We start from the raw sequence: 23,811 nt of genomic DNA, 5'->3' as shown, positions 1-23,811 counted from the left end.
CGGGCCGCACGCCCTACGATGGGGTCATGAGCGAGACTACTGACGCGCCCACCACGGGCGGCTCCCTGTCGACCATCGAACGTACGCGCGAGCGCGAAGCGGTGGAGCCAGGCGACGCCGAGCGATTCTCCCACTATGTGCGCAAAGAGAAGATTCTTGAATCGGCCATGACGGGCGAACCCGTGATTGCGCTGTGCGGCAAGGTGTGGACCCCCGGCCGTGACCCTAAGAAGTTCCCCGTGTGCCCCGCGTGCAAGGAGATTCTGGACGCCGCATACGGTTCGGACGACCCCTCGGCCGACTGACGCGCGATTCCTGCCCCGTGAACAGTGCTGCACGGCCGTACCCTGGTGGGGTGTCCACGCAGCAGCAAGGCTCCACCGATGTCGTCGTCGAATCGCGACTGGACGATACGTGGGTGACGATCGTGTGGAACGACCCGGTCAACCTGATGTCCTACGTGACCCACGTGTTCCAGAGCTACTTTGGATGGCCACGCGCGGTGGCGCAGGCGCGGATGCGCGAGGTCCACACCCAAGGCAAGACCGTGGTCTCGTCCGGAGGTCGGGAGAAGATGGAGGTCGACGTCCAAGCGATGCACTCCTTTGGCCTGTGGGCGACGATGCAGCGGAGCGGCCGGTGAGAGGGTTTGAGGCCCGGGGCGACGTCGCCGTGGCGGAGTTGGACTCCGAGGAACGCGCCGTGGTCGCGCGCGTCATCGCCGACGTGGGCCTGCTGCTCGACGGAGAGTCCTTCGGCATGGAGCGCGAGCAGCACGAAGATGCCGAAGAGGAGCTGTTCCGGCATTTGCGCGGCTTCGAAGCGGCGCTGAGCGACCCTGAGGATCCCGCCGTGCTACGGATTCTTCCCAACGCCGCTCCCACCGACCGCGAAGTCGCGGACGAGTTCCGCCGCCTCACCGAACCGGAGTTGCGCGCCACCAAGGTGGATCGCCTGAGGGTGATGTGGCGCGCCTTGAGCGAGGACGGCCCCGAGTGGGAAGTGGCAGCGGATCAGGCGATGGCCACGGCGGCGGCGTTGACAGATGTGCGGCTCGTGCTGGCCGCCCGGCTCGGGCTCGACACGGACGAGGACGCGGAAGCGCTGCATCGGGAGCTCGAGATGGCCGAGCGCGCGGTGGCGACGGGTGATGCCTCGAACCTTGCCGTCGATCCGGAGAGGATCTGGCTGGGCATGCTGTACCAGGCGCTGTCGTGGCTTCAGGAATCCTTGATGACCTACGTGATGAGGGACGATGTCTGACGCGCCGATCGGTGTCTTCGACTCGGGAGTGGGCGGCCTGACGGTGGCCCGCGCGATCATGGACATGATGCCGCACGAGTCCATTCACTACGTGGGCGATACGGCTCATGGGCCGTACGGGCCCCTGCCGATCTCTCAAGTGCGAGAGCACGCCCTCACGATCATGGACGCGCTCGTGGAGGACGGCGTGAAGCTCCTGGTCATCGCATGCAACACGGCGTCCGCGGCGGTGCTCCGTGACGCCAGGGAGCGCTTCTCGCGCGAACGCGGCGTGCCGGTGGTGGAGGTGATCGTCCCGGCGGTGCGACGCGCCGCGAGCCTCACCAGGTCGGGCCGCGTCGGCGTCATCGGCACGGTGGCCACCATCACGTCGGGCGCATATGACGATGCTCTCGCCGCGGCCCCCAGCGTGCGCGTGACATCCCAGGCCTGCCCCCGATTCGTGTCCTTCGTGGAACAGGGAATCACCTCCGGCCCCGAGGTGATCGCCGTCGCCCGCGAGTATCTGGCTCCGCTCCAGGAGGCGGGTGTTGACACCCTCATTCTGGGGTGCACTCACTACCCGATGCTGCAAGGCGCCTTGTCGTATGTGATGGGCGAGCAAGTGACGCTCGTCGACTCTGCCACGGAGACCGCGATGGATGTCTACCGCGCGCTCGCGGCCGCGGGACTCGAGCGCCAATCGACGGAGCCTCCCGACCACCACTTCTACGCGACGGGACCCACCGAGTCTTTCGAGGTGCTCGCCCAGCGTTTCTTGGGACCGATTGTCCGCATCGTGGAACCGTTGCGCGCATGAGGCTGACGATCATCGGCTGCGCCGGTTCCGTCGCCGGCCCGGACCAGCCCGCGTCCAGCTACCTGCTCGAGGCGGACTTCGCCGGTCGCACGTGGCGCCTCCTGCTTGACCTTGGCGCGGGCGCGGTCGGCCCGCTTCAGGCCATCGTCGATCCCGCCACGATTGATGGCATCCTCGTCAGCCACGGCCACCCCGACCACTGCGCCGACCTTGCGTCGCTGTCGGTGCTGCTCCGCTATGGCCCTGCGCAGGGTACCGACCTTGCGCCCATTCCGCTGTGGGGGCCGGAGGGCATCGACGAGCGGATACGCCAGGTGGAGGGCTCGAGTGACGATGCCGGGCTGGCGCCGTTCGCATGGTCCGCCCTCGCACCGGGTGAGAGCCGGTCGCTGGGGCCGTTCACCGTCACCGCGGCACGCGCGTGGCACCCCGTCCCCGCGCTCGCCTATCGCATCGAGGGGCCGTCCGAGTCCGGCGTTCCGGCGACCCTGGTCTTCACAGGGGACACCGACCTGTCTGACGAGGTGGTCGCGGTGGCCGCGGGTGCCGACCTCTTGCTCGCCGAGGCGGGCTGGGCCGACCGCGCCGAGAATCCGCGGGGAATCCACCTGACGGGCGCCCAAGCGGGGGAGGTCGCCAGTCGGGCGGGAGTGCGGCACCTGGTGGTGACTCATATCCCTCCGTGGGCGAGCGTGTGGGGAACGCTCGAGCAGGCCCGTGCAGAGCATGCGGACGCGACGCTGGCCAGGCCCGGCCGCGTGTTCGAGGTCTGAGCCGGCGCTAGGCTCGTCGCATGACTCGATTCGACGGACGCAACCCTGACCAACTCCGCCCGGTAACCTTCGAGCGCGGCTTCCAACGCGCCGCCGAGGGCTCCTGCCTGGTGACGTTCGGTCACACGCGCGTGCTGTGTTCCGCGTCGTTCACGGCGAGCGTGCCTCGCTGGAAGAAGGGTTCCGGAGAGGGCTGGGTGACCTCCGAGTACTCGATGCTTCCGCGCGCCACGAACACGCGCAACGACCGCGAGTCGGTGCGAGGCAAGATTGGCGGCCGCACGCACGAGATCTCGCGGCTGATCGGCCGGTCCCTGCGCGCGATCATCGACGTCAAGGCCCTGGGCGAGAACACGATCGTGGTGGACTGTGACGTCCTCGATGCGGATGGCGGCACCCGCACCGCGGCGATCACGGGAGCCTACGTGGCGCTCGCGGACGCGGTGACGTGGGGCAAGGCGCAGGGCGCGATTCCCGCCGACGCTGCAGCGCTGTCAGGCTCGGTGAGCGCCGTGTCGGTGGGCATCATCGACGGCACGCCCATGCTCGACCTGCCCTACGAGGAAGACGTGCGTGCGGAGACCGACATGAACGTGGTGATGACGGGCGGTGGACAATTTGTCGAGGTTCAGGGAACCGCGGAGCGCGCGGCGTTTACCAAGGCCGAGTTGGACGATCTGCTCGAACTGGCGACGTCGGGCAACGCCGAACTGGCGCGCCTGCAGGCGGCCGCCCTGGGCCTGTAATGGCCACGGCACCTCGGCTCGTGTTTGCGAGTCACAACCCGCACAAGCGCGACGAGGTGTGGGCCATCCTTGAGCCGCTGCTGCCAGGATGGACCTCGGCCGATCTTGCCTCGGCGAGCGACTTCGACGTGCCCCCTCCCGTCGAGGACGGCGTGACCTTTGCTGATAACGCGCTCGTCAAGGCGCGCACCGCGTGTCTTGCCACCGGTTTGCCGGCCGTGGCGGATGACTCCGGATTGGCGGTCGACGTGATGGGCGGGGCGCCGGGCATCTTCTCGGCGCTGTGGTCTGGCGTCCACGGGGCCGACGAACAGAATGTGCGTCTCCTGCTCGCGCAGTTGGAAGACATCCCCGACGCCCACCGCGGCGCCGCGTTCGTGTGCGCCGCCGCGCTCGTGACGCCCGAGGGACACGAGGTGGTGCGCGAGGGTCGCATGGAGGGGCGCATCGGGCGTGAGGCCGCTGGCGGCGGCGGCTTTGGCTACGACCCGATCTTCATTCCCGCGGGCTATGACGTGACGGCGGCGGAGTTGACGGCCGCGCAGAAGAACGCGATTTCGCATCGGGGAAAGGCCTTCGCCGCCCTGGCCGCGCGTCTCGCGGTGCTCTGACCCTGGGCACGTCCGCGACACCGGGGCTAAGGGCCCCACTCGGGGCCCTCCCCGTCCGTACGATGGGAAGCGGAGGCGTCTCATGACGTTGCTCAGCATTCTCGACCGGTTCCGCCCCGCGGGCGCGCCCGGCTCCGTCGGGGTGGTGGGTGTGCCCGCCGTCGACAACATGGGTCCCGCCAGCGAATTGGCGCCGGTCTTCGCCGCCCTCGAGCCGGAGGTCGCCGCCTGCGCCGAGCAGGTGGCTGCGGCCCGCAACGCCGCACGCTCGAGCATCGATGCCGCGCACGAGCACGCCGCTGCCCTCCTGGCCGAGGCTCACCTCCGGGCTGACGCGGCCCGCGCGGGAGCTGCGTCGGCGGTCTACGACGAGGCGACCGCCGGCGACGCCGCCCGGCTGGCACATGCCCACGAGCAGGTCGCCCACATCGAGGCCCTTGGGCAAGGGAGGGCCCAGGCCCTGGCCTCGCGCCTGGCGGAGGCGCTCGTCGACCCGGGGACGGGGACGTTGCCGTGAACGCCGACTGGGTGGCCGCATCGGTGCGTGCGCGGGCGATGGCCCGCCGCCGGGTGGGGGCGGGCGCCTGTCGTCGGATCGCCGGGCGGAGCAGTATCGCCGAAGCCCTGAAGGATCTCGAGGGCACCGGGTACGCCGAGCTTGCCGAGGAGGGCGGGCTTGAGGAGGCGCAGCGCGCGACGGCCGACGCGGTGCTGTGGCAGCTGCGGGTGCTCGCCGGCTGGCTCCCGGCAAGCGGGACCCGCCTCGTGCGGGCCGCGGCGGCCGGTCTCGAGCGGGAGAACATCCTGGACCTGGCCCGGCATCTCGACGGTGGCCCCGAGCGACCGGAGCACGCTCTCGGAGCGCTGGCAACGGCCTGGCCCCAGTTGCGCGGCTCGAACTCTCGCGAAGAGCTCGACACGGCGCTGCGGCGCTCGCGCTGGGGCGACCCGGGTGAGGGCGGTCCGGCGAACCTGGCCGATGTGCTGCGGATCTGCTGGCTCCGGGAGCTCGCCGCTGCTGCACCGCAGGCCAGGCCGTGGGCGTCGACCGCCGCCGCCCTGATGGCGGGACGACTCGTCCTCGTCGACGGGGCCCGGCCGTCTGACCGGTTGCGTCGCCTGGTCCGACCGCTGATCGGGGACGCCTGGGCTGAGGCCGCCGACCTGGCGGAGTTGCGGGCCGTGTTGCCGGTGACCCTCCGCGGCGTGCTTGAGGGGATCGATCGGCCGACGGACCTGTGGCGAGCCGAGGTGCGTGCCGTCAACGCGGTCGAGGACGACGGCTTCGGGCTACTGCGCACGGCGATGCCGGGACCGTCGGTGGTGCTCGGCGCGATCGTCGTGCTCGGGATAGACGCCTGGCGGGTGCGCGCCGCCCTGGCGGCCGCAGAGGCCGGTGGCGGGAGCGAGGTGCTCGATGCCGTGGCGTGAGGACTTGAGCCCGGTCCGGATGGAACGGGTCGCGCTCGTCGCAACCGAGCCGACGTGCCGCGAGATGCTCGTCGAGGTCGCACGAAGCGGAACGGTCGAGCTTGACCTGCCGTACCCGCCGGGCACGGATGCCGGCGAGATTGACCGTGCTCAGGAGGCGGCCATCCGGTCGGGGACCCTGACCGGGCTGGTCGGGTGGACGCCGAGCAGGCACTTGACGGCACTGCAGGCGGCGCTCGGCCAGCACGGTGCCGCCGTCGTCCCGATCGGGCACCCTCGCGGCGTGCAACCGCCGACCCTGCTGACCGCGTCGGTGTCCCGCAGCCCGCGGCTCTCCCGCACGCTTGTGGACACCTACGCGACGGTCCCTTACGCGGACGTCGACCCCTCGCGGCTCGCGGGACTGGCCTATGTCGTGATGTTCGGGATCATGTTCGGCGACCTCGGGCACGGGGCGATCCTGCTGGCCATGGGCCTGGCGCTCCGCGGGCGCCGGTCGGGGCGCCTGGCGGCCCTGGCCAGGACCTGGGCGTTCGTTGCGGGCGCGGGGCTCGCCGCGATGTTCTTTGGCGTGCTCTACGGCGAGGCATTCGGGCCTACGGGGCTGATCCCCGTCGTGTGGCTCGACCCGCTCGAGAGCCCGATCACGCTGCTCATCGCGGCCGTCGGGTTCGGCGCCGTGCTGCTCGCCATCTCGTACGGGATCGGGACGGTCAACCGCGTGCGGGAGGGCGGCTGGGGCTACGCCCTGTACGCCCGGACGGGCGTGGCTGGCTCCGCGCTCTTCACCTCGACGGCCCTGCTGACCTGGGGACTCGTCGCGGGCCTCGGCCCGGTCGTCGTGGTGGCAGTCGTGGTGGCGATCGCCGCGCTCGTCCTGGTCTTCACGGGGCTGTTTATCGAGTCAGGCGGCGGGGGATCAGGAGTCATGCAGTCGGTCGTCGAGCTCTTCGACACCGTCGTGCGGCTCGGGTCGAACGTCGTCTCCTTCGCTCGGCTGGCCGCGTTTGGCCTGACCCACGGCGCCCTGCTGATGATCGTCTGGGACGGGACCACGGGCCTGTGGGGGCCGGGCTGGCGCGCGGTCGCCGCCGTGGTGCTGTTCGTCGTCGGCAACGTCGTGACGTTCGCGCTGGAGGGGCTGGTCGCGGGCATCCAGGCGCTGCGCCTGGAGTACTACGAACTGTTCTCTCGCATCTTCCAGTCCGAGGGGCGGCCGTTCCGTCCCTGGGCACCGACGCTGCCGGAGGGCAGCCTTGCTCAAGGAGAAGAATCATGACGCTCTGGCTCATCGGCATTCCGGCAGTTGCCTTGCTCGCCGTGGCGGCGGTGGTCCTGCTGCGGCGACGCGGCAGAGCCGGGTTCGCCGTGGTGCTCGGCATCGACGCGATCGTCCTAGTCGGCGCGGTTATCCTGCTGATGAGCGCGCTCGGCTCGGGCCCCGCGGCCGCGGCGGTCACTGCGACGGCGGTGACGGCCGAGTCGGCGGCCCCTGCGGGCATCGGTGGCTCCGCCCTCATCGCGGCAGCGATCGCGGTGGCAGGCTCGTCGATCGGCGCGGCATTCGCCGTCGCCTACACCGGCTCGGCCGCGCTCGCGGCGATGAGCGAGCGGCCGGAGATCTTCGGCCGGGCAATGGTCGTCGTCGGGCTCGCCGAGGGAATCGCGATCTACGGGCTCGTCGTAGCGATGATCCTCATCGGGAAGGCATGACGTCCTGATGGCGGACGTCGTGAGCGGCATCGTCGCCGCACTTGGTGAGCGGGCCCTCGTCGAGGGCTACGGGCTCGCTGGCGCCCTTGTGCTTCCCGCGGAGTCCGATTCCGAGGTACTCCGCGCCTGGGGGGCGTTGCCGACGGAGGTGAGCGCGGTGGTGCTCACCCCGCGTGCCGCGGCAGCGCTCGGGGCGGAGCTGATGGCGCCCGGCGCGCCGATGGGGGTGGTGATGCCGTGAAGGGGCTGCGTGAGGAGGTGCTCGTCGCGCTGGACCCGCTGCGGGAGGCGCTGCGCGCCGACGCGCGGGAGGAGGCGGAAGAGATCAAGTCGCGGGCGGCGGAGGAGGTCGAGGCTGTCCTCGCCGCGGCGCAGCAGAGGGCCGATGAGGTCGTCGCCGATGCGGAAGCCCAGGGGACGGCTGGGGCCAAGGCCGCCGCGGCCCTGCGCTCGGCCAGGGCACGGCGCGAGGCAAACGAACTGGTCCTGGCCAAGCAGGAGACGCTGCGCCGCTCGCTGGTGGACCAGGTGGTGCTGGCGGTCCAGCGCATGCGCGGCGAGCGGCGCTACACGGCGTGGGTCGACCACCTCACCCGGCGCTGCCACGAGGCGCTCGGACCGGAGGCCACCGTGACGCCCAGCCCGTCGGGTGGCGTGATCGGTGAAGTCGGCAGCCGACGGCTCGACCTGTCGGTCCCGGTTCTCGCGGCCGCCACGGTCGAGGCGCACGCCGTGGAGGTGAGGCAACTGTGGACGCAGTAGAGAAGGGCCCTGTCGCCCAGCCGGCGGGGACCGTCACCAGGGTCAACGGTCCGCTGGTCGAGGTCGAGGGGCTCGACGGCATCGCGATGCGCGAGGTCCTCGGGCTTGGCCCGGACGACCTGGCTGCCGAGATTGTCGGCATCTCCGGCGGGTGCGCGACGGTTCAGGCTTACGAGTACACGGGCGGATTGACTCCCGGTCACCACGCGACGGCGACGGGAGAGGTGCTGTCCGGGCTGCTCGGGCCGGGGCTGCTGGGCCAGGCGTTCGACGGCCTGCTCCGCCCCTTGACAGGTGCCCCGGTCTGGCTCACCCCGCAACGGGTCTCCACGGCACAGGAGCGGTCGTGGTCCTTCGTCGCGGCCGTCGAGGTCGGAGCGGACGTGGCTCCCGGCCAGGTGCTGGGCACCGTTCCAGACTCCGGCTCCGTCGAGCACCGCGTCACCGTGCCGTGGGGGGTCGCGGGTGCCGTGACGTGGATCGCAGGCCCTGAGCCGCGGGCGCCGACCGACGTGATTGCCAGGGTCGACGACAGGGAGGTGCGGCTCTCCGAACGATGGCCGGTGCGCCTTCCACGGCCGTTCCGGGCACGGCTGAGCGATGTCGTGCCGCTGCACACGGGGCAGCGCGTCCTCGACCTCGTCTACCCGCTCGCACGCGGCGGGGCGGCGGCGGTGCCCGGCGGTTTCGGTACCGGCAAGACGCTGCTGCTCCAGCAGATCGCGAAGTGGTCGGACGCCGACGTCATCGTGTACGTCGGCTGCGGAGAACGCGGCAACGAGATGGCCGACGTCCTCGACGAGCTCGCCCGGATGAACGACGACCGCACCGGCGGCCGCCTGATCGACCGGACAGTGGTCATCGCGAACACCTCGAACATGCCGATGATGGCGCGCGAGGCAAGCGTGCACACCGGCATCACGGTCGCGGAGTTCTACCGCGACATGGGCTACGACGCGGTCGTCATCGCCGACTCGACCTCCCGCTGGGCCGAGGCTCTTCGCGAGTTCGCCAATCGCAACGGCGACCTTCCGGCCGAGGAGGGCTACCCGGCCAACCTCGCCTCCGAGCTCGCGGCGTTCTACGAGCGCGCCGGGCGCGTCACGACCCTCGGCGGAGCGGCTGCGTCGACCACGGTGATCGGCGCCGTGTCGCCCGCCGGCGGTGACATGACCGAACCCGTGACGACGGATACGCAGCGGTTCGTCCGGTCGCTGTGGGTTCTCGATCGCGACCTCGCGTACTCCCGGCACTACCCTGCCGTGAGTTGGAGCGGCTCCTTCGCACGTGACGTCGGGGCCATTGGGGCGTGGCGCTCGGCGCACGGCGACCCCCAGTGGTCCCAGCAACGTGCCCGCGCGGTGTCCCTCCTCGCGGAGGCCGACCGGCTCGCCTCGCTCGCGGAGATCATCGGCACGGGCTCCCTGCCAGGGCACGAACGGGTGGTGCTGCTCGGCGGTCGGCTGGTGCGGGACGGGGTGCTCCTGCAGAACGCCCTGAGCGAGAACGATGCCTTCTGCTCGGCGGAGAAGGGTGCTGCGCTGCTGGGCCTCGCGCTCGACGTCGTCGACGCCTGTCAGCGCCGAGTTGAGGAGGGCGTGGCGGCGACGACCATCGAGGAAGCGGACCTCGGCGCGGTGCTGCGTGCCCGCGAGGAAGTGGGGCCGAGCGACGCAGAGGGCGTGCGCAGCCGCCGCGCGGGGATCATCGCGATGCTGGAGGCGTTGACATGACCGACCCGAAGCAACCGACTGCCGGACCGCAGGAGCAGGTACCGCCTCCGGAGGGTGCCCCGCTCGGCCAGGTCGCGCACGGGGACGTGCGGGAGTTGCGCGGCCCGCTCCTCGTTGTCGCCGCCGAGGGAGTCGGCTGGGACGAGTTCGCGACCGTCGACCTTCCGGACGGCCCGCGGCACGGGCTGGTCCTGGAGGTGGACCGCGACCTGGTGACTCTCCAGGTGCTGGAGGGCACCGGCGGGATGGTGCCGGGCGGAATCTGGGTGCGCTTTGACGGCAGGCCGCTCAGCATCCCCGTCGGGCCCGAGTGGTTCGGCCGCGTGTGCAACGGGCGCGGAGAGCCGCTCGACGGCGGCCCGCCGGTGACGTGCGACCGGTCCCTGCCGGTGAGCGGCTGGCCGCTCAACCCCGTGGAGCGAGAACCCCCGCGCGACCCGGTCCTCACGGGGGTCTCGGTGATCGACGCGCTCATGACGGTCGTCCGCGGTCAGAAGCTGCCGATCTTCTCCGTCCCGGGTCTGCCGCACCTCGCGCTGGCGACGCAGATCGCCGCGCAGGCGACCGCCAAGGGCTCGAGCTTCCGGGTCGTGTTCGCCGGGATGGGCCTGACGCACGCAGACATCACTTTCGTCCGCGACCGCCTCGAGGAGCGTTCGGCTGCGGGCGAGCTCGTGCTGCTCCTCAATGCCGCAGACGACCCGGTGATCGAGCGGCTGCTCACCCCGCGCCTTGCCCTGACGATCGCCGAGCACCTCGCCTTTGCGGAGGGGCACGACGTGCTGGTGGTGATGTCCGACATGACGAGTTACGCCGAGGCGCTGCGGGAGGTTGCGGCCGCGCGCCGCGAGATCCCGGCCCGGCGTGGGTACCCGGGCTACCTCTACAGCGACCTCGCGACGCTGTACGAACGTTGCGGCCGAATCCGCGGCCGCGAGGGCTCGGTGACGATCGTGCCGGTGCTCACGATGCCGGCCGGGGATATCACGCACCCCGTTCCGGACCTGACCGGGTACATCACCGAGGGTCAGATCGTCCTCTCGCCGGAGGTTCAGGCGCGTGGTGTCTACCCGCCCGTCGACGTCCTGTCGTCGCTCTCGCGGCTGATGCGCAGCGGTGCGGGTGCTGGCCGCACCCGCGAGGACCATCTTGGCGTCGCGTCGCAGGTCCTCGCGGCGATGGCCCGCGCGAGGCAGGCCGCCGAACTCGGCGAACTGGTCGGTGTCTCGGCACTGAGCGCGACGGACCGCGCCTACCTCACCTGCCGTGACCTGGTCGAGCGACAACTCTTCGACCAGGGGGACACCGAGTTGCGCACGATGGAGGACTCGCTCCGCCGGGCCTGGAAGGCGCTCACAGCGTTGCCTCGGCAGGAGCTGACAATGCTGCCGCTCGCGATGCTCGAGAAGTACCTGCCGACCGGCGCGGAAGGTGGGTCCGATGACTGACACCGGGCGGGCGGGGAGGGTACGGCTGGAGCGTCGGCTGACCGTCGCTCGGCACGGTGCGGACCTGCTCGACCGCAAGCAGCGCATCCTCGCCGACGAGTTGGAGCGCCTCGAGATCGTCGCCTCGCACGCCGATGCCCAGTGGCGGGACCTGGCGGCAGTCGCGGCGACCTGGCTCCGGCGGTCGGCGGCCCTCGACGGGCGTGCGCAGATCACGTCCACCGCCCCGCTCGTCCCGGCGCGGGTCGAGGTCGCCTGGGGCGGGGCGATGGGGGTGGCCTTCCCGCTCGAGGCGCGGGGCCTGAGCATCCCGCCGGCGACAGCGGGCGGCAGTTCGGCCCTGTCCTTCGCGGTTGCGGCGCACGCCGAGGCGCTGGAGGCCGCCGTTGAGCACGCGGTGGCGACCAGGGCGGTGCAGCTCGTCTCGGCGGAGCTGGCGGCCACCCGGAGTCGGCTGCATGCCGTCGAGAAACGCTGGATTCCTCGCCTTGAGGACCGGCTCAAGGCGATCCGCCGTGCGCAGGATGCCCTCGAACTCGAGGAGAGCCTGCGGCTGCGGTGGGCCGCCGGGGCGGCGGGAGCGGACGCCCGGTCGTTGGCGCGATCGGAGGGATCATGATCGAGGTCGTGCTCGTGGCGGTGAACGACTCGACGCCTGCCTTCGCGGCGGCGGCGGTCGCCGTGGAGTACGCGGAGCGCCTTGGCGCCCGGGTGCATGCGGTGACCGTCCTCGAGCCGTGGCCCGTCGGCCGGGTGCCTGAGGGTGAGGTGTTGATCGACATCAGGCACCGTCGTGAGCAGGCCGGTGACGCCGCACTGCGGCACGTGGCCGCTCTGGGGGCATCCGCTGGTGTCGAGGTCAGTGGTGTCCGTCGCGAGGGCGCCGTCGCTGTCGCGATCCTCGAGGAGGCGGCGTCCGTGGGCGCGGGTCTCATCGTGCTGGCCCGCGTCTCCCGGCGGGGGCATGCGCTGCCCTACGTCGGCAGCGAGACCCTGCGGGTGCTGGAGTTCGCGACCGTGCCGGTGCTGGTGGTGCCGACGCACGCGCAGTGACGCGACGTCGTCGCGCCGTGACTTTGCGGGAATGGGCGCCGAACCGCTAGGCCGGCAGCACTCCGCAATACGCGAGGGCGTGACGCAGCAATACGTGTTGGCCCCCCGCCATCTGCTCCACGACATCGTCGCTTGCCGCCTCCTCGGGGGTCAGCCACACGATGTCGAGCGCGTTTTGGCTGGGTTCGCAGTCGCCGTCAACGGCCACCACATATGCCAAGGCGACCGCGTGCTGTCGCGAGTCATGAAAGGTGCCGAAGCCGTCAGTGGGGAAGTACTCGACGACGGTGAACGGCGTGGGGGAGATCGGCACACGCGGCATTGCCGCAAGGCCCAGGTCCTTCTCGAGGTTGCGTATGATCGCGTCGCGAATGGTCTCGTGCAACAGGACGCGTCCGGCCACGATGGCGCGGGACATGACACCCTCGTCGGCGCGCAGGAGGAGCCCGATCTCCGTGATCTCGCCCGTGGCGTTGGTCCGGACCGGCACGACGTTGACGTAGAGGATGGGAATCTCGGAGCGCACATGGTCAAGTTCGCGGTCGGAAAGCCAACCGGTGGGCTCTGAGGGCAGTTCGGCCATATCGGTCATGTCCCCAGTGTGCAGGTTGCGGAGGCGCCTTCCAACACCCGCGCCGTGGAAGTTTCAATCGGGGCAGCGAACCACCCCGGCGGGCCGTTTGCGGTCGGCGTAGAATTGCGGGGAATACCCCCCAGGGGTTGTGCGGTTACTTCTCTAGTCGGGCACGCGGCCCGAAGGAAAGGAAAGCATGGCAACGATCGACCTGACCACCAGCACGTTTGACGAGGTCGTCACGAAGGACGGCATCGTCCTCGTCGACTTCTGGGCCGAGTGGTGCGGTCCGTGCAAGAACTTCGCACCGATCTTCGAGGCGAGCTCCGAGACCAAGACCGACATTGTGCACGCCAAAGTGGACACCGAGGCGCAGCAGGAACTCGGCATGAAGTTTGGTGTCACCGCAATTCCGACGCTGATGGCGTTCCGCGACGGCATCATGGTCTTCAACCAGGCAGGAGCGCTTCCGGCGCCCGCGCTGCAGCAGCTCGTGGACGCTGTGGAGGCCCTCGACATGGACGATGTTCGCGCCAAGATCGCCGAGCACGAGGCTGCTGAGCACTAGGGGTCCGCTCACGTCTTCGACGACGGCCCGGCCCCGTGAGGTGTCGGGCCGTTGCTGTGCGCGAGGCGGTGCGCGAGGCGGGACTTGAACCCGCACGTCCGAAGACACTGGATCCTAAATCCAGCGCGTCTGCCAGTTTCGCCACTCGCGCGCGTGCCCACGATACCGCCGTTGCTCCCCGGCACTTGGCACGATTTGATGCAAACGTTGTACAAGTGCGTTTGCGTGCCGATAGAGGAATTGTGAACAAGCAGTCCCTGGTGGTCGCGTGCCGCGCGCCCATGGTGGGGCTGTCCCGTCCCGACCTCGACCTACCGGCTAGGGAGCGTCTATGACTACCCCCGCCCGCACGCACGCCACTGACGCGCGGTGGACTCAGTTGATCGACGATGCGATCGCTGGCGACGGTGTGGAGTGCCATTTTCAGCCCATCATCGATCTCGACCAGCGAATCGTCGTCGGATACGAGGCGCTGGCGCGTTTCGACCACCCAGACGCCGCGGGCGTCGGACCTGATGTCTGGTTCGCCCGTGCGAGGGCCCGTGGCCTTCAACCGGAGCTTGAGGCCACCGTTCTGGGCATGGCGCTCGCACGTCGCTCTGAGATGCCGCCAGACACCTTCCTTGCAGTGAATGTGGAATCAGACTCGCTGCGCCACCCTCTGGTACGTGCCATCTTCAGCGAGCTGCCAGACCTGACGGGACTGGTGATAGAGATCACCGAGCACTCCGCGTGGGAATGGGCCGACTTGGAGCCCGACATCAATGCGGTGCGGACCAAGGGCGCACTCATCGCGGTCGATGACGCGGGCGCCGGGTATTCGGGTTTGCAGCAGATTCTCGACTTGCGGCCGTCCATCTTGAAACTCGACCGCGCCATTGTGGACGGCATCGCGACCGATGAGGCCAAGGTGGCGCTCGTCGAGATGATTGGGCTTTTCGCGGCGCGCGTGGACGCCTGGGTGGTGGCCGAGGGAGTCGAGTCGCTCGCGGACGCGAAGCGCTTGTCCGACATGCGTGTGCCTCTTGCCCAGGGCTATCTGTTTGCGCGGCCGGCGCGCGATTTCGAGGATATGGACCCGAAGGTCTCCGCCCAGCTGGCGGCGTTCAGTGACCAAGCTGGCGACACCATGCACCGCCTCGTCGAGTCGGTTCCGACGATCCCCGTGGAGCAGCGCACGGCGCACGTGTGGGGCGACAAGGACGGTCACTGGGTGGTGGTTGTGGACAGCGAGCGGCATCCGCAGGGCCTGGTCAATCCGGGCGCCGCCATCGCCGGGGAACTGATTTCCACGCTCACCGTGAACGTCAATTCCACGCCGGCCGAGGTCGCGCAGCGCACCAGCGCCGCCGCCAACGAGCCGGGCGCGCCCATCATCGTCACCGATGACTCCGGTCGCTTCCTCGGAATCGTGAGCCTGCGCAGGCTACTGGGCAAGCTGAGCGACCTGGCTTCCTAGGTTCTGAGGCCTTCCAGGTATTCAGTCCAGACCGAGGTCGCGTCGCAACTTCGCGACGTGGCCGGTCGCCTTCACGTTGTACTGCGCGAGCGCAACGTTGCCGTCCGGATCGACCACCACGGTCGAGCGCAGGGACCCCGTCACCGTCTTCCCGTACATCGACTTCTCGCCCCACGCGCCATAAAGGTGCTGGATCTCAAGATCGGGGTCAGACACGAGTGTGAAATTCAAGCCCTCCTTGGCGCGGAACTTTGCGAGCTTCTCGGGAGAGTCCTTGGATACTCCCACCACCTCGTAGCCAGCCGCCTGCAGCGCGGACAGGGAGTCACGGAAATCGCACGCCTCGGTCGTGCACCCCGGGGTCATGGCCGCCGGGTAGAAGTACACGATGACGCTCTTGCCGCGGTGGTCGGAAAGTGTGAAGGTACCGGTGTCGGTGGGGGCGGTGAAGTCGGGGGCAGCCGCGCCTGCCTCAAGTCGAGTGCTCATGGTCAGAGCAACCGCACACGGCGCCTCGCCATTCCCCGCGGGGGCCGCGCCGATTTCTTTGGTGGCCTTGGGTACTGCTAAAGTTGTGGGTCGCGCCACACAATGCGCCTCTAGCTCAACTGGCAGAGCAGCTGACTCTTAATCAGCGGGTTCGGGGTTCGAGTCCCCGGGGGCGTACCACACACGAAGGCCCGGTCCAAGCGGACCGGGCCTTCGTGCTTGCTGGGGCTCATCGGTGCCTACGCGCCGAGCTCTCCGTCCGAGCTGAAGACCAGCCCGACGGCGATCTCGCCCTGACGTAGCGCGGTCTTGGTGAGCGGGCCGCCCGCATCGAGCGACGAGAAGTCGGTCACGTCGAGGCCGTAGACCTCCTCCAGGCCGATCTGGCAGAAGGTGCGCTCCGGACACTCCGGCGGGCCTCCAAGCGAGATGCCGGCGCAATTGGCGGCAAGTTCGCTCAGTGACGTCACGCCGTACTGGTCGGAGAACGCGGTGGTCACGGCGAACGCATTCTGGTCCTGTGCAGCAGCGGGCTCGCCAAAGACGACGCCGAAGTCGGCGAATCCGTCCAGGGCGGCCTTGGTCACCGCAATGTCGCCGGAGGCCACCGCCGGGGCGTCGGCGCCGTTGAGCGAACGGTTGATGAACTCTGCGGCCGTCGCGGCATACTCGGGGACCACGTCCACCTCGCCCGACACGAGCGCGGGCAGGTAGGTTTCGCGGTTGCCGATGGTGCGCACGGTGGCGTCATATCCGGCGTCGCGCAGCACGGCCGCATAGATTTCCGCAACCGTGATGTTCTCCGAGAAGTTCGCCGAGCCCACGACGGTCGAGCCGCTTCCCTGCATCGGAGCGGTAAGGCCCTCATCGGTCACGAACTTCGCCGCGACCTCTGCGGACGTCTGGCGGTCGATGTCCACGGCCTTGTTCAACTGAATCAGGGTGGGGGTGTCCAGGGCGGCCGAGACCGTGTTGACGGCCGCCATGACCGCGCCGTCCTCCGCGGTCGTCGCGTTGACGGCGGGGACGATGTTGTCCGAGTTCTGCAGCATCATGTCGTCAGCGAGAACGACGATGCTGTCGCCCGGAACGGGCAGGCACTGCTGGGCGGTAGCGGTCGCGGGCTCCGTGGTGCCCGACGCGCTGGTGGTGGAACTGGACGAATCCGACGTGCCTGCGGAACAACCGGCCAAGAACAGGGCCGATGTGGCGAGAGCCGCCAGGGGTGCAAGACGGGTGTGCATGATGCTCCTCGTGTGTGGTCAAACCGGTCAAGAGAAGTAACTCACTTGGGACGCTTAATGTTCCCTTGCTCTTCCTGCCAAGGCTTCGGGGCCGTCCGCGGCGCGGGTGGACTAGGCCGATACCAGCGGTGTCGCGCGTAACGGCGCGGGTGTGAGCCGACGTTGCAGGGCGCCCATGCCAGCATCGACCGCCAGTGTGAGTGCGGCGACCAGCGCGCCGCCGGCGAGCACCTCCCCATGCCGTTGCGTGGCCAGTCCAGTGTTGATGATCACGCCCAAGCCCCCGCCTGCCACGAGTGCGGCGAGAGGAACCGTTGCCACGGTCTGTGACGCGGACGTGCGCAGGCCAGCGGCAATGAGCGGCCAGGCAAGCGGGAGTTCCACACGCGTGGCGACCTGGAGACGCGTCAGTCCCTGGCCCAAGGCGGCCTCCCGCACGTCGGCGTCGACGTCCGCCATCCCCGTGAATGCGTTCGTGAGAATCGGGGGAAACGCGAAGATGGCGGCCGCGATGATGACGGCGCGGTTGCCGAACCCGATGGCCGATGCGGCGAACAGCGTCAGCAGCGCCAGTGTGGGCATGGCGCGGGAGACGTTGGACAGGGCGACCGTCAGGCCGCCACCGCGGCGCACATGGCCGAGCGCGATGCCGAGGGGCAGTGCGGTCAGCGCCGCGATGCCTACGGCCGCGAAAGACATGTACAGGTGCTCGATCGTCAGGGCGAAGATCGAGTCGTTCGCGAACTTCCAGCCGCCGTCGAACGTGGGCCGGGTCAGCCCGTGCTCTCCCGTCCAGTTGACGCCGGTGGAGATGTAGTCCCACGCCTCGGCCCAGATGCTCACGCCGCCCTCCTACGCCGCGCCCATGGCATGGCCGCCCGCGCGGCCGCCATGATTGCGAGGTCAAGCACGAGCGCCAACGCCAGGCAGAGGATCACACTGGTCGCGATCTGCGCGCGGTAGTTGGACTGGAAGCCGCGGAACATGAGTTGGCCCAGGCCTCCGTAGCCGACCACGACGCCCACCGTGACGAGTGCGACCGTGGTGACGGTGGCGATGCGCAGGCCCGCGACGATCGACGGCAGGGCGTTAGGTATCTCGACCCCCCAGAGCAGCCGCAACCGCGAATAGCCGAGGCCGCGCGCCGCGTCCACCACGTCACGATCCACTCCCTCAAGCCCGGCGATGATGTTGCGCACCAGCACGAGCAACGCGTAGACCACGAGCCCGATCAACACGGTGGTGCGGCCGATGCCGGTGAACGGGACCAGCAAGGCGAACAGGGCGAGCGAGGGAATCGTGTAGAGCACGCCCGTGAATCCCAAGATGGGGCGTGTCAGCCACCGCACATTGCGGGCCAGCACCGCGAGGGGGAAGGCGATCGCGAGCGCAATGGCGACGGCCTCGAGCGTGAGCGTCGTGTGAATCGTGAGTTGGTGGCTCAACTCGGTCCAGTTGCTTTCCACGTAGCGCCAGGAAAGCCACGGATTGGGCGGGGCGTCGTCCATCTGCCCCACCCTAGTCGCCGAGGCGACTTGCCTGCCCTGTACGGTAATTCGCATGGTCGGCACCGACATCGTCTTTGACAGCGTGCGTAAGTCGTATCCCGACGGCACGCACGCGGTGGAAAGCCTCAGCCTCGAGGTGCGCGGCTCCGAGGTGCTCGCGCTGGTGGGACCCTCCGGCTGCGGCAAGTCCACGACACTGAGAATGGTGAACCGACTGGTGGAGCCCACAGCGGGGGTGATTTCGGTGGGTGGGACCGATGTCATGTCCCAGAACCCCGTTCAGCTACGACGCGGCATCGGCTACGTGATCCAGCACGTGGGACTTTTCCCTCACCGCACGGTCCAGCAGAATGTCGCCACGGTGCCCGGGCTGGTGGGATGGGAGAGGGACCGCACCGCACAGCGGGTGCAGGAGCTGCTCACGCTCGTGGGACTCGACCCGGACACCTATGCGGACCGCTACCCGCACGAGCTGTCGGGCGGCGAGAGGCAACGCGTGGGCGTCGCGAGGGCCCTCGCCACGGAGCCGCCCGTGTTGCTCATGGACGAGCCGTTCGGTGCGGTGGACCCCCAGGGCCGCAGGCGGCTCCAGAAGGAGTTCGCGGCTCTGCAACGCAATCTCGGCACCACCGTCATCATGGTGACGCACGACATCAGGGAGGCCGTGCTGCTCGCGGACCGGATTGCCGTGTTGTCCAAGGGCGCCGTGGTCGAGCAACTGGACACCCCAGAGGGCGTGACCCAGTCGCCTGCCAACGACTTTGTCGCGGACTTTGTGGCCGATTTCGGAGACTGACCTACTCGGGTTTGTCCTCGTGCTGCTCGGCATCGGGCGACGCGTCAGTCTTCACCGAGCGGGACCCTTTCGAGCGCAGGCTCGGTGTCTTCGAGCGTAGGTTCGGCGCCAGGGCGGAACGATGTTCGTTGACCCGCTCGAGCCGGTCTCGCCACGATGCCCGCCACCACGCGACCTTCTCGCCTCGTTCGTGCGCCGCGACTCGCTCAAGTCGCTCTTGCGCCTGCAGGATTTCCCGCCTGCGTCGCCTGCGCTGGCCCGACGTGATGATGTAGTAGAACGCCACGCCGAGCCCGAGGATCACCACGATGACGAGCAGGGGCGCGAAGATGGCGAGCAGGCTCAGGGCCACCGACGTGGCATCCTCCGCGAAGGAGGCCACGGGCGCACCCGTGCCTCCGGTGGAGGCGTTGACTGCCGGTCGCGACGTGGCCTTGCCGGTGTGCACCACCAGCGCAATCACGGCTCCGACGATGCCAGCGATCATCGGGTTGTCGGTCCAGAACTGGCCCGCGTCCAACTCCGCAGCCGAGGCGCTCGCGGCGAAGATCACTCCGCCGACGAGCGGGCGCACCGCGGTCTGGATGAGGTCGTTCACGTGGTCGACGCCCGGGATCTTGTCCAGCACCAACTCCGACGCGAGCAACAGCAGCGCGATGATGATCGTGGGCCACTCCTGCAACCACATGAGGTTCTCGGGGAGCTCAATGAAGGTGGTGAAGCGGGCAAAGATGCCTACCAACACCAAGGGGATGAACGCATTGAGTCCCGCTGCAGCGGACAAGCCCACGCCGGTCAGTGCGGCGATCACTCGGTCCTCCCGGGTGTACGTACGTGAATCACGCCCTCACGATAGCCTGTTCAGCACCGCCAAGCGTGAGGCTCGAAGACGGACGAAGGCCCCCGACACTGTTGCCGAGGGCCTTCGCAGGGGGTGGCTAACGGGACTTGAACCCGCGGCCCCCGCGACCACAACGCGGTGCTCTACCAACTGAGCTATAGCCACCATCGGCCCGAGGGCCAGCGAAAAGTGTACCGCGAGGCGCGCGTCGTCGTGCACGCGCCCGCCTGCACCCCGGTTCCTATGCCGACGGGTCGGGGTGTGCCTCGGTCACGGCGGCGGCCGCCGCCTTCGCGGTATCCGAGTCCGGCCCGGGCTGCGGGGCAAAGATCGCTTCCCGGTAATACCGCAGCTCTTGAATGGAGTCTGCAATGTCGCCGAGCGCGCGGTGCCCGCCGGTCTTCTCGGGCGAGTTGAAGAACACCCGCGGGTACCAGCGACGCACGAGTTCCTTGATGGAACTGACGTCCACGACGCGGTAGTGCAGCAGATCCATCAGCTCCGGCATGTCGCGGTCGAGGAACGCCTTGTCCATGCCCACGGTGTTACCAGCGAGAGGCGGGCGGGACCCCTTGACCTGCGCAGAGATGTAGTCGATCAGCAGTTGCTGGGCGTCCTCCATTGTCAGGCCGCCGTCAAGCTCGGGCAGGAGCCCGGACTTGACGTGCATCTGGCGCACAAAGTCGGTCATGACCTCCACGGCATCTTTGGGCGGCTTGATGACGACGGACACGCCCTCGCCAAGGGGATGAAGGTCCGCATCCGTCACGATGCACGCAACTTCGATGAGGGCGTCGGTGGTGAGGTCGAGTCCTGTCATTTCGCAGTCGATCCAGACCAAGGGTGCATCGGGCATGGCTCTTACTGTAGAGGCAACATGTGACGTCGTCGGCGCCGACGCGGCGTGGTTCGTGCGCTACCAGCGGCCGCGCGTGTACTGGGGCGGGTAGGTGGCGTCGGCGCCCAACTCGGCGGCCCACCGCTGCGGCAAGTGTGGCTCGCGCAGGAACTGGCGCGCCACGAACACCGCGTCGGCCTTGCCCTCGGCCACGATCTCCTCGGCCTGCTCGGCGTTGGTGATCTGGCCCACTGCGGTGGTGATGATGCCGGAGCCGTTCTTGATCGCCGTCGCGTGAGCAACCTGATAGCCGGGCCCACTGGGGATCTTCACACCCGTGATGTTGCCGCCGGTGGAGGTGTCGACCACGTCCGCTCCGGCCTGACGCAACCACCCCGCGACCGTCACGGTCTCGTCGAGCGTCCAGCCTTCAGGTTCACACCAATCGGTGGCACTCACGCGGACGAACACGGGAACGTCTTCACCCGCGACTCGGCGCACCTCCCGCACCACATCCAGCAGGAGGCGGGCGCGGTTCTCCAGCGACCCGCCCCACTCGTCCGTGCGCTTGTTGCTCAGCGGGCTCAGGAACTGGTGCATGAGGTAACCGTGCGCCCCGTGAATCTCCAGGACCTCGAATCCGGCGTCGAGCGCGCGGCGCGCTGCCGCTCCGAAGTCGGCCACGATGTCGGCAATGCCTTGCGCGTCGAGTTCGACGGGCGCTTCGTACCCCGGGAAGGCGATGGCCGAAGGCGCGACGGTTTGCCACCCGCCGTCGCTGAGGGGGACGGTGCCCTTGCCGGACCAGTCGCGATACGTGGACGCCTTGCGGCCCGCGTGCTGCAGCTGGATGGCGGGCACTGCTCCTTGACCCCGAATGAACTCGGTCACGCGGGTCCACGCGTCACGCTGTTCGCGGTTCCAGATGCCGGTGCACCACGGGGTTATGCGGCCCTCGGGGCTCACGGCGGTGGCCTCCGCCATGACGATGCCGGCTCCGCCTTGCGCGAAGGCGCCGAGGTGCACCAGGTGCCAGTCCGTGACGACGCCGTCCCGGCCCTCGCACGAGTACTGGCACATGGGGCTGACCCAGACGCGATTGCGGGCTGTCATGGAGCGCAGGGTGAGCGGGGAAAACAGTGCAGAAGCCATGTGTCCATCCTGGCGCACTCGGCGGGGTGCTCGCGCGCCACTGGTCCCAGCCGTCGCAGGACCTCGGCCACGTCGGCACCATCCAACGCATCCGATCAGGCGAACAGGCATCGGTCCGGCCCTCACCGGCCCGCTGCCCGCCCCTTTGACGATCCGCGCGAGGCTTGAAAGCCTGGAGATGCCTGCCGAGGCGGTGGGTTCTCGCTGACCGCAAGGACGGCAGACATGGCAACGCATCGCACCGTGAGGGCATCCCTGGTGGGGACGATGGCGGTACTGGCCGCCTTCTCCCTGAGCGGATGCGGTTCGAACCCGGTGGACGATGCCGTAGAGAACGCGGTGGACGACGCTGCGGAGGACGCCGTCGAAAAGGCCGTGGAACACGGGGCCAGCGATGGCTCGAACGGCGACGTCAACGTCGACATCGGCAACGATGTGGCCGTCCCGGACAGCTTTCCCTCCGATTTCCTGCTCCCCGAGGGAACTCTGGTGGCCGCCGTCTCCATCGACGAGGGCACGCAGTTGCACTACGACATCGACGACCCCGCGGTGGCCGAGGACGTCGCCGCGCACTTTGCGTCCGACGCCGCGTACGAGGAGACCCTCAACTCCACCGTGGGCGGGATTTAGAACTGGACGTACACGAGCGACCACGACAGCGTGACCATCGGGCGGATTCCGGATGACCCGGCCTCGCAGATGAGCTACCTCGTTGTGCCGATATCCAGCTAGGTCCGGGACGACACCGGGACTCAGGTCCTACGTGGCTCGAGTGCCGGGGCCGATGGGAAGGTGGACAGCACACAGAGGTGAGGCGTTCCGGCGCGGCGCCGGGCGCAGGGGGTTCACAGTCCAGGAGGTGGGCGGGGCCATGAGTTCGGCGATGGATCATGCGAAATTGATCGAGGCGATGGCCGACGGGATGTACGTGGTGGACCGCACCAGGACCATTACCTTGTGGAACGGCGCGGCCGAGCGCATCACGGGCTACGACGCGGCAAGCGCCGTGGGGCGGCGATGTGGGGATGGCATGCTCAACCACATCGACGAGTCAGGCGCTCCCATGTGTGGCACCCACTGCCCACTGCTGGCGACCATGGAAGACGGACAGACGCGAACGGCGCGTGTCTACGCGCATCATCGCGACGGCCACCTGGTGCCGGTGCGGGTCACCGCGGGAGTCCTGAGGGATGAGTCGGGCGAGGTTGTGGGGGCGGTGGAGACGTTCGCCGATGACTCTGCCTTGGCGGCGAGCGAGAAGAGGCTGGAGGAGACCGAAAATCTCGCCATGACGGACCCCTTGACGGGACTGGGAAACCGTCGCTTCATGAATCAACGCCTCGCCGAGCGCCTCAGTGTTGCAGGCCCCCAAGGCAAGTTCGCCGTCCTTGTTGTCGACCTCGACCACTTCAAGACCATCAATGATTCTCACAGTCATGCCACCGGCGATGACGTTCTAGGTGTGGTGGCTCGCAGTCTCAGCACGATGGTGCGGACCGGCGATGACGTCACCCGATTCGGCGGCGACGAGTACGTCATCATCACCGGTCCCATGTCGGAAGATGCTCTTGAGGCGTTTGCCACCAGGGTCTGCATCGCCGTCAACAAGTCCTGGATCAAGGACGGACACTCACGCGTGCCCGTCACCGCCTCCGTCGGCGCGACCCTGAGCCGCGAGACGGACACACCCGAAACCCTGGTATTGCGGGCCGACCGGGCTCTTTACGAGGCAAAGCGAAGCGGTCGAGACACTTTTGCCCTCTCTCCACCAGACCTCAGGGCGTTGGTGGACGACGGCCGTCGCTGACGGTGTCCCCGGCAGTGCCCCCGGCAGCAGTGCCCCCGGCAGGATTCGAACCTGCGACCATCGGATTAGAAGTCCGGTGCTCTATCCAGCTGAGCTACGAGGGCCAAGGCCCCGCGAGGAGCCAGTACCAGGGTAGCGGCGCGCGGAAGTGTGAAGTCGACGGCACGGTAGCCTCTTGCCACACGCGTGAGGAGGCAGACTAG

Annotated in this window: 29 protein-coding genes, 4 tRNA genes and 2 pseudogenes; 24 read left to right on the top strand and 11 right to left on the bottom strand. The window is 68.9% G+C overall.

The window, feature by feature from the left end:
• Nucleotides 1-26: 26 nt before the first annotated feature.
• The 18 genes and pseudogenes from QZZ29_RS01370 (at nt 27) to QZZ29_RS01290 (ending at nt 12,332) form a co-directional block, all read left to right on the top strand.
• Nucleotides 27-305, top strand: coding sequence for a DUF3039 domain-containing protein (locus tag QZZ29_RS01370; RefSeq protein ID WP_291380798.1), 279 nt, complete (start codon nt 27-29; stop codon nt 303-305).
• A 50-nt stretch (nt 306-355) separates the two neighbouring features.
• A complete protein-coding gene (gene clpS / locus QZZ29_RS01365; protein WP_291380797.1) occupies nt 356-643 on the top strand; it encodes an ATP-dependent Clp protease adapter ClpS in 288 nt (95 codons plus the stop codon).
• Nucleotides 640-1,263, top strand: a complete 624-nt coding sequence (locus QZZ29_RS01360) for a DUF2017 family protein (RefSeq protein WP_291380795.1) — start codon at nt 640-642, stop codon at nt 1,261-1,263. Before clpS ends, QZZ29_RS01360 begins: the two co-directional genes overlap by 4 nt.
• The gene (gene murI, locus QZZ29_RS01355) at nt 1,256-2,062 is read left to right on the top strand and encodes a glutamate racemase (protein WP_291380793.1); all 807 of its coding nucleotides are present in this window, start codon (nt 1,256-1,258) and stop codon (nt 2,060-2,062) included. Before QZZ29_RS01360 ends, murI begins: the two co-directional genes overlap by 8 nt.
• Complete coding sequence (locus QZZ29_RS01350; RefSeq protein WP_291380791.1) at nt 2,059-2,835, top strand: MBL fold metallo-hydrolase; 777 nt, start codon at nt 2,059-2,061, stop codon at nt 2,833-2,835. Before murI ends, QZZ29_RS01350 begins: the two co-directional genes overlap by 4 nt.
• 20 nt (nt 2,836-2,855) lie before the next feature.
• The gene (gene rph, locus QZZ29_RS01345) at nt 2,856-3,581 is read left to right on the top strand and encodes a ribonuclease PH (protein ID WP_291380789.1); all 726 of its coding nucleotides are present in this window, start codon (nt 2,856-2,858) and stop codon (nt 3,579-3,581) included.
• Nucleotides 3,581-4,192 (top strand): RdgB/HAM1 family non-canonical purine NTP pyrophosphatase, encoded by a 612-nt coding sequence (rdgB, locus tag QZZ29_RS01340; protein WP_291380787.1) that lies wholly within the window; start codon nt 3,581-3,583, stop codon nt 4,190-4,192. Before rph ends, rdgB begins: the two co-directional genes overlap by 1 nt.
• A gap of 82 nt (nt 4,193-4,274) precedes the next feature.
• Nucleotides 4,275-4,709 carry a hypothetical protein gene (locus QZZ29_RS01335; protein ID WP_291380785.1) on the top strand — a complete coding sequence of 145 codons (435 nt, stop codon included), beginning with the start codon at nt 4,275-4,277 and terminating at the stop codon, nt 4,707-4,709.
• Nucleotides 4,706-5,623: a hypothetical protein gene (locus QZZ29_RS01330; protein WP_291380784.1), complete on the top strand. Its 918-nt coding sequence runs from the start codon at nt 4,706-4,708 to the stop codon at nt 5,621-5,623. The genes QZZ29_RS01335 and QZZ29_RS01330 overlap by 4 nt, the downstream gene beginning before the upstream one ends.
• 4 nt (nt 5,624-5,627) lie before the next feature.
• The gene (locus QZZ29_RS01325; RefSeq protein WP_291380782.1) at nt 5,628-6,902 is read left to right on the top strand and encodes a V-type ATPase 116kDa subunit family protein; all 1,275 of its coding nucleotides are present in this window, start codon (nt 5,628-5,630) and stop codon (nt 6,900-6,902) included.
• Nucleotides 6,899-7,336, top strand: a complete 438-nt coding sequence (locus tag QZZ29_RS01320) for an ATP synthase subunit C (protein ID WP_291380781.1) — start codon at nt 6,899-6,901, stop codon at nt 7,334-7,336. The genes QZZ29_RS01325 and QZZ29_RS01320 overlap by 4 nt, the downstream gene beginning before the upstream one ends.
• Nucleotides 7,337-7,343: 7 nt before the next feature.
• On the top strand, nt 7,344-7,577 hold the full coding sequence (locus tag QZZ29_RS01315) for a hypothetical protein (RefSeq protein ID WP_291380779.1): 234 nt from the start codon (nt 7,344-7,346) through the stop codon (nt 7,575-7,577).
• Complete coding sequence (locus QZZ29_RS01310) at nt 7,574-8,098, top strand: hypothetical protein (RefSeq protein ID WP_291380777.1); 525 nt, start codon at nt 7,574-7,576, stop codon at nt 8,096-8,098. The genes QZZ29_RS01315 and QZZ29_RS01310 overlap by 4 nt, the downstream gene beginning before the upstream one ends.
• Nucleotides 8,086-9,729, top strand: a pseudogene (locus QZZ29_RS01305) (V-type ATP synthase subunit A); the annotation flags it as partial. The gene QZZ29_RS01310 and the pseudogene QZZ29_RS01305, both read left to right, overlap by 13 nt.
• Nucleotides 9,662-9,826, top strand: a pseudogene (locus tag QZZ29_RS12730) (hypothetical protein); the annotation flags it as partial. The pseudogenes QZZ29_RS01305 and QZZ29_RS12730, both read left to right, overlap by 68 nt.
• 1 nt (nt 9,827) lies before the next feature.
• Nucleotides 9,828-11,279, top strand: a complete 1,452-nt coding sequence (locus QZZ29_RS01300; RefSeq protein ID WP_291380773.1) for a V-type ATP synthase subunit B — start codon at nt 9,828-9,830, stop codon at nt 11,277-11,279.
• Nucleotides 11,272-11,898 (top strand): V-type ATP synthase subunit D, encoded by a 627-nt coding sequence (locus QZZ29_RS01295; protein ID WP_291380771.1) that lies wholly within the window; start codon nt 11,272-11,274, stop codon nt 11,896-11,898. The genes QZZ29_RS01300 and QZZ29_RS01295 overlap by 8 nt, the downstream gene beginning before the upstream one ends.
• Nucleotides 11,895-12,332, top strand: coding sequence for a universal stress protein (locus QZZ29_RS01290; protein ID WP_291380769.1), 438 nt, complete (start codon nt 11,895-11,897; stop codon nt 12,330-12,332). Before QZZ29_RS01295 ends, QZZ29_RS01290 begins: the two co-directional genes overlap by 4 nt.
• A 46-nt stretch (nt 12,333-12,378) precedes the next feature.
• Here QZZ29_RS01290 and QZZ29_RS01285 read toward each other — a convergent pair whose 3' ends face one another.
• A complete protein-coding gene (locus tag QZZ29_RS01285) occupies nt 12,379-12,924 on the bottom strand; it encodes a DUF4916 domain-containing protein (protein ID WP_291380767.1) in 546 nt (181 codons plus the stop codon).
• Between the two features lie 178 nt (nt 12,925-13,102).
• Between QZZ29_RS01285 and trxA the strand changes: the two genes are divergently transcribed.
• Nucleotides 13,103-13,474, top strand: a complete 372-nt coding sequence (gene trxA / locus QZZ29_RS01280) for a thioredoxin (RefSeq protein ID WP_291380765.1) — start codon at nt 13,103-13,105, stop codon at nt 13,472-13,474.
• A gap of 69 nt (nt 13,475-13,543) precedes the next feature.
• Here the strand turns inward: trxA and QZZ29_RS01275 are convergent.
• Nucleotides 13,544-13,625, bottom strand: a tRNA-Leu gene (locus QZZ29_RS01275).
• Between the two features lie 180 nt (nt 13,626-13,805).
• Between QZZ29_RS01275 and QZZ29_RS01270 the strand changes: the two genes are divergently transcribed.
• Entirely contained in the window at nt 13,806-14,933 is a 1,128-nt protein-coding gene (locus QZZ29_RS01270; protein ID WP_291380763.1) for an EAL domain-containing protein, read from the top strand.
• A 21-nt stretch (nt 14,934-14,954) separates the two neighbouring features.
• Here QZZ29_RS01270 and bcp read toward each other — a convergent pair whose 3' ends face one another.
• Nucleotides 14,955-15,422, bottom strand: a complete 468-nt coding sequence (gene bcp, locus QZZ29_RS01265) for a thioredoxin-dependent thiol peroxidase (protein ID WP_291380762.1) — start codon at nt 15,420-15,422, stop codon at nt 14,955-14,957.
• Nucleotides 15,423-15,526: 104 nt separating this feature from the next.
• Here bcp and QZZ29_RS01260 point away from each other — a divergent pair.
• Nucleotides 15,527-15,602 (top strand) — tRNA-Lys (locus QZZ29_RS01260).
• Nucleotides 15,603-15,661: 59 nt separating this feature from the next.
• Here QZZ29_RS01260 and QZZ29_RS01255 read toward each other — a convergent pair.
• From QZZ29_RS01255 to QZZ29_RS01245, 3 genes are all read right to left on the bottom strand, one after another.
• Nucleotides 15,662-16,666, bottom strand: a complete 1,005-nt coding sequence (locus QZZ29_RS01255) for a glycine betaine ABC transporter substrate-binding protein (RefSeq protein ID WP_291380760.1) — start codon at nt 16,664-16,666, stop codon at nt 15,662-15,664.
• Between the two features lie 111 nt (nt 16,667-16,777).
• A complete protein-coding gene (locus QZZ29_RS01250; protein ID WP_291380758.1) occupies nt 16,778-17,509 on the bottom strand; it encodes an ABC transporter permease in 732 nt (243 codons plus the stop codon).
• A complete protein-coding gene (locus tag QZZ29_RS01245; protein ID WP_291380756.1) occupies nt 17,506-18,174 on the bottom strand; it encodes an ABC transporter permease subunit in 669 nt (222 codons plus the stop codon). Before QZZ29_RS01245 ends, QZZ29_RS01250 begins: the two co-directional genes overlap by 4 nt.
• Nucleotides 18,175-18,226: 52 nt before the next feature.
• On the opposite strand from QZZ29_RS01245, the gene QZZ29_RS01240 reads away from it, so the two are divergent.
• On the top strand, nt 18,227-18,970 hold the full coding sequence (locus QZZ29_RS01240; RefSeq protein ID WP_366478809.1) for an ATP-binding cassette domain-containing protein: 744 nt from the start codon (nt 18,227-18,229) through the stop codon (nt 18,968-18,970).
• Between the two features lies 1 nt (nt 18,971).
• On the opposite strand, the gene QZZ29_RS01235 is transcribed toward QZZ29_RS01240, so the two are convergent.
• The 4 genes from QZZ29_RS01235 to QZZ29_RS01220 form a co-directional block, all read right to left on the bottom strand.
• Nucleotides 18,972-19,781, bottom strand: a complete 810-nt coding sequence (locus tag QZZ29_RS01235; RefSeq protein WP_291380754.1) for a DUF4126 domain-containing protein — start codon at nt 19,779-19,781, stop codon at nt 18,972-18,974.
• 122 nt (nt 19,782-19,903) lie between these two features.
• Nucleotides 19,904-19,976, bottom strand: a tRNA-His gene (locus QZZ29_RS01230).
• Nucleotides 19,977-20,052: 76 nt separating this feature from the next.
• Nucleotides 20,053-20,667, bottom strand: a complete 615-nt coding sequence (gene orn / locus QZZ29_RS01225) for an oligoribonuclease (RefSeq protein WP_291380752.1) — start codon at nt 20,665-20,667, stop codon at nt 20,053-20,055.
• Between the two features lie 60 nt (nt 20,668-20,727).
• Nucleotides 20,728-21,801 carry an NADH:flavin oxidoreductase/NADH oxidase gene (locus QZZ29_RS01220; protein WP_291380750.1) on the bottom strand — a complete coding sequence of 358 codons (1,074 nt, stop codon included), beginning with the start codon at nt 21,799-21,801 and terminating at the stop codon, nt 20,728-20,730.
• Between the two features lie 225 nt (nt 21,802-22,026).
• On the opposite strand from QZZ29_RS01220, the gene QZZ29_RS01215 reads away from it, so the two are divergent.
• Together QZZ29_RS01215 and QZZ29_RS01210 are read left to right on the top strand one after the other, a co-directional pair.
• Complete coding sequence (locus QZZ29_RS01215) at nt 22,027-22,431, top strand: hypothetical protein (protein WP_291380749.1); 405 nt, start codon at nt 22,027-22,029, stop codon at nt 22,429-22,431.
• Between the two features lie 253 nt (nt 22,432-22,684).
• Entirely contained in the window at nt 22,685-23,608 is a 924-nt protein-coding gene (locus QZZ29_RS01210) for a diguanylate cyclase (protein ID WP_291380748.1), read from the top strand.
• Between the two features lie 30 nt (nt 23,609-23,638).
• On the opposite strand, the gene QZZ29_RS01205 is transcribed toward QZZ29_RS01210, so the two are convergent.
• Nucleotides 23,639-23,712: transfer RNA gene (locus QZZ29_RS01205), tRNA-Arg, on the bottom strand.
• Between the last annotated feature and the right edge of the window lie 99 nt (nt 23,713-23,811).

It is taken from the genome of Demequina sp. (genome assembly GCF_016278765.1).
Taxonomy (GTDB): domain Bacteria; phylum Actinomycetota; class Actinomycetes; order Actinomycetales; family Demequinaceae; genus Demequina.
This window is presented reverse-complemented; position numbering and strand designations above follow the sequence as displayed.

Coding starts and splice junctions, on each gene's coding strand:
- QZZ29_RS01245 (WP_291380756.1), bottom strand. CDS start 18,174: ATGGACGACGCCCCGCCCAATCCGTGGCTTTCCTGGCGCTACGTGGAA.
- QZZ29_RS01210 (WP_291380748.1), top strand. CDS start 22,685: ATGGATCATGCGAAATTGATCGAGGCGATGGCCGACGGGATGTACGTG.
- QZZ29_RS01270 (WP_291380763.1), top strand. CDS start 13,806: ATGACTACCCCCGCCCGCACGCACGCCACTGACGCGCGGTGGACTCAG.
- QZZ29_RS01255 (WP_291380760.1), bottom strand. CDS start 16,666: ATGCACACCCGTCTTGCACCCCTGGCGGCTCTCGCCACATCGGCCCTG.
- QZZ29_RS01350 (WP_291380791.1), top strand. CDS start 2,059: ATGAGGCTGACGATCATCGGCTGCGCCGGTTCCGTCGCCGGCCCGGAC.
- trxA (WP_291380765.1), top strand. CDS start 13,103: ATGGCAACGATCGACCTGACCACCAGCACGTTTGACGAGGTCGTCACG.
- QZZ29_RS01290 (WP_291380769.1), top strand. CDS start 11,895: ATGATCGAGGTCGTGCTCGTGGCGGTGAACGACTCGACGCCTGCCTTC.
- QZZ29_RS01240 (WP_366478809.1), top strand. CDS start 18,227: ATGGTCGGCACCGACATCGTCTTTGACAGCGTGCGTAAGTCGTATCCC.
- orn (WP_291380752.1), bottom strand. CDS start 20,667: ATGCCCGATGCACCCTTGGTCTGGATCGACTGCGAAATGACAGGACTC.
- QZZ29_RS01335 (WP_291380785.1), top strand. CDS start 4,275: ATGACGTTGCTCAGCATTCTCGACCGGTTCCGCCCCGCGGGCGCGCCC.
- rph (WP_291380789.1), top strand. CDS start 2,856: ATGACTCGATTCGACGGACGCAACCCTGACCAACTCCGCCCGGTAACC.
- QZZ29_RS01320 (WP_291380781.1), top strand. CDS start 6,899: ATGACGCTCTGGCTCATCGGCATTCCGGCAGTTGCCTTGCTCGCCGTG.
- murI (WP_291380793.1), top strand. CDS start 1,256: ATGTCTGACGCGCCGATCGGTGTCTTCGACTCGGGAGTGGGCGGCCTG.
- QZZ29_RS01300 (WP_291380773.1), top strand. CDS start 9,828: ATGACCGACCCGAAGCAACCGACTGCCGGACCGCAGGAGCAGGTACCG.
- QZZ29_RS01315 (WP_291380779.1), top strand. CDS start 7,344: ATGGCGGACGTCGTGAGCGGCATCGTCGCCGCACTTGGTGAGCGGGCC.
- bcp (WP_291380762.1), bottom strand. CDS start 15,422: ATGAGCACTCGACTTGAGGCAGGCGCGGCTGCCCCCGACTTCACCGCC.
- rdgB (WP_291380787.1), top strand. CDS start 3,581: ATGGCCACGGCACCTCGGCTCGTGTTTGCGAGTCACAACCCGCACAAG.
- QZZ29_RS01215 (WP_291380749.1), top strand. CDS start 22,027: ATGGCAACGCATCGCACCGTGAGGGCATCCCTGGTGGGGACGATGGCG.
- QZZ29_RS01370 (WP_291380798.1), top strand. CDS start 27: ATGAGCGAGACTACTGACGCGCCCACCACGGGCGGCTCCCTGTCGACC.
- QZZ29_RS01295 (WP_291380771.1), top strand. CDS start 11,272: ATGACTGACACCGGGCGGGCGGGGAGGGTACGGCTGGAGCGTCGGCTG.
- QZZ29_RS01220 (WP_291380750.1), bottom strand. CDS start 21,801: ATGGCTTCTGCACTGTTTTCCCCGCTCACCCTGCGCTCCATGACAGCC.
- QZZ29_RS01285 (WP_291380767.1), bottom strand. CDS start 12,924: ATGACCGATATGGCCGAACTGCCCTCAGAGCCCACCGGTTGGCTTTCC.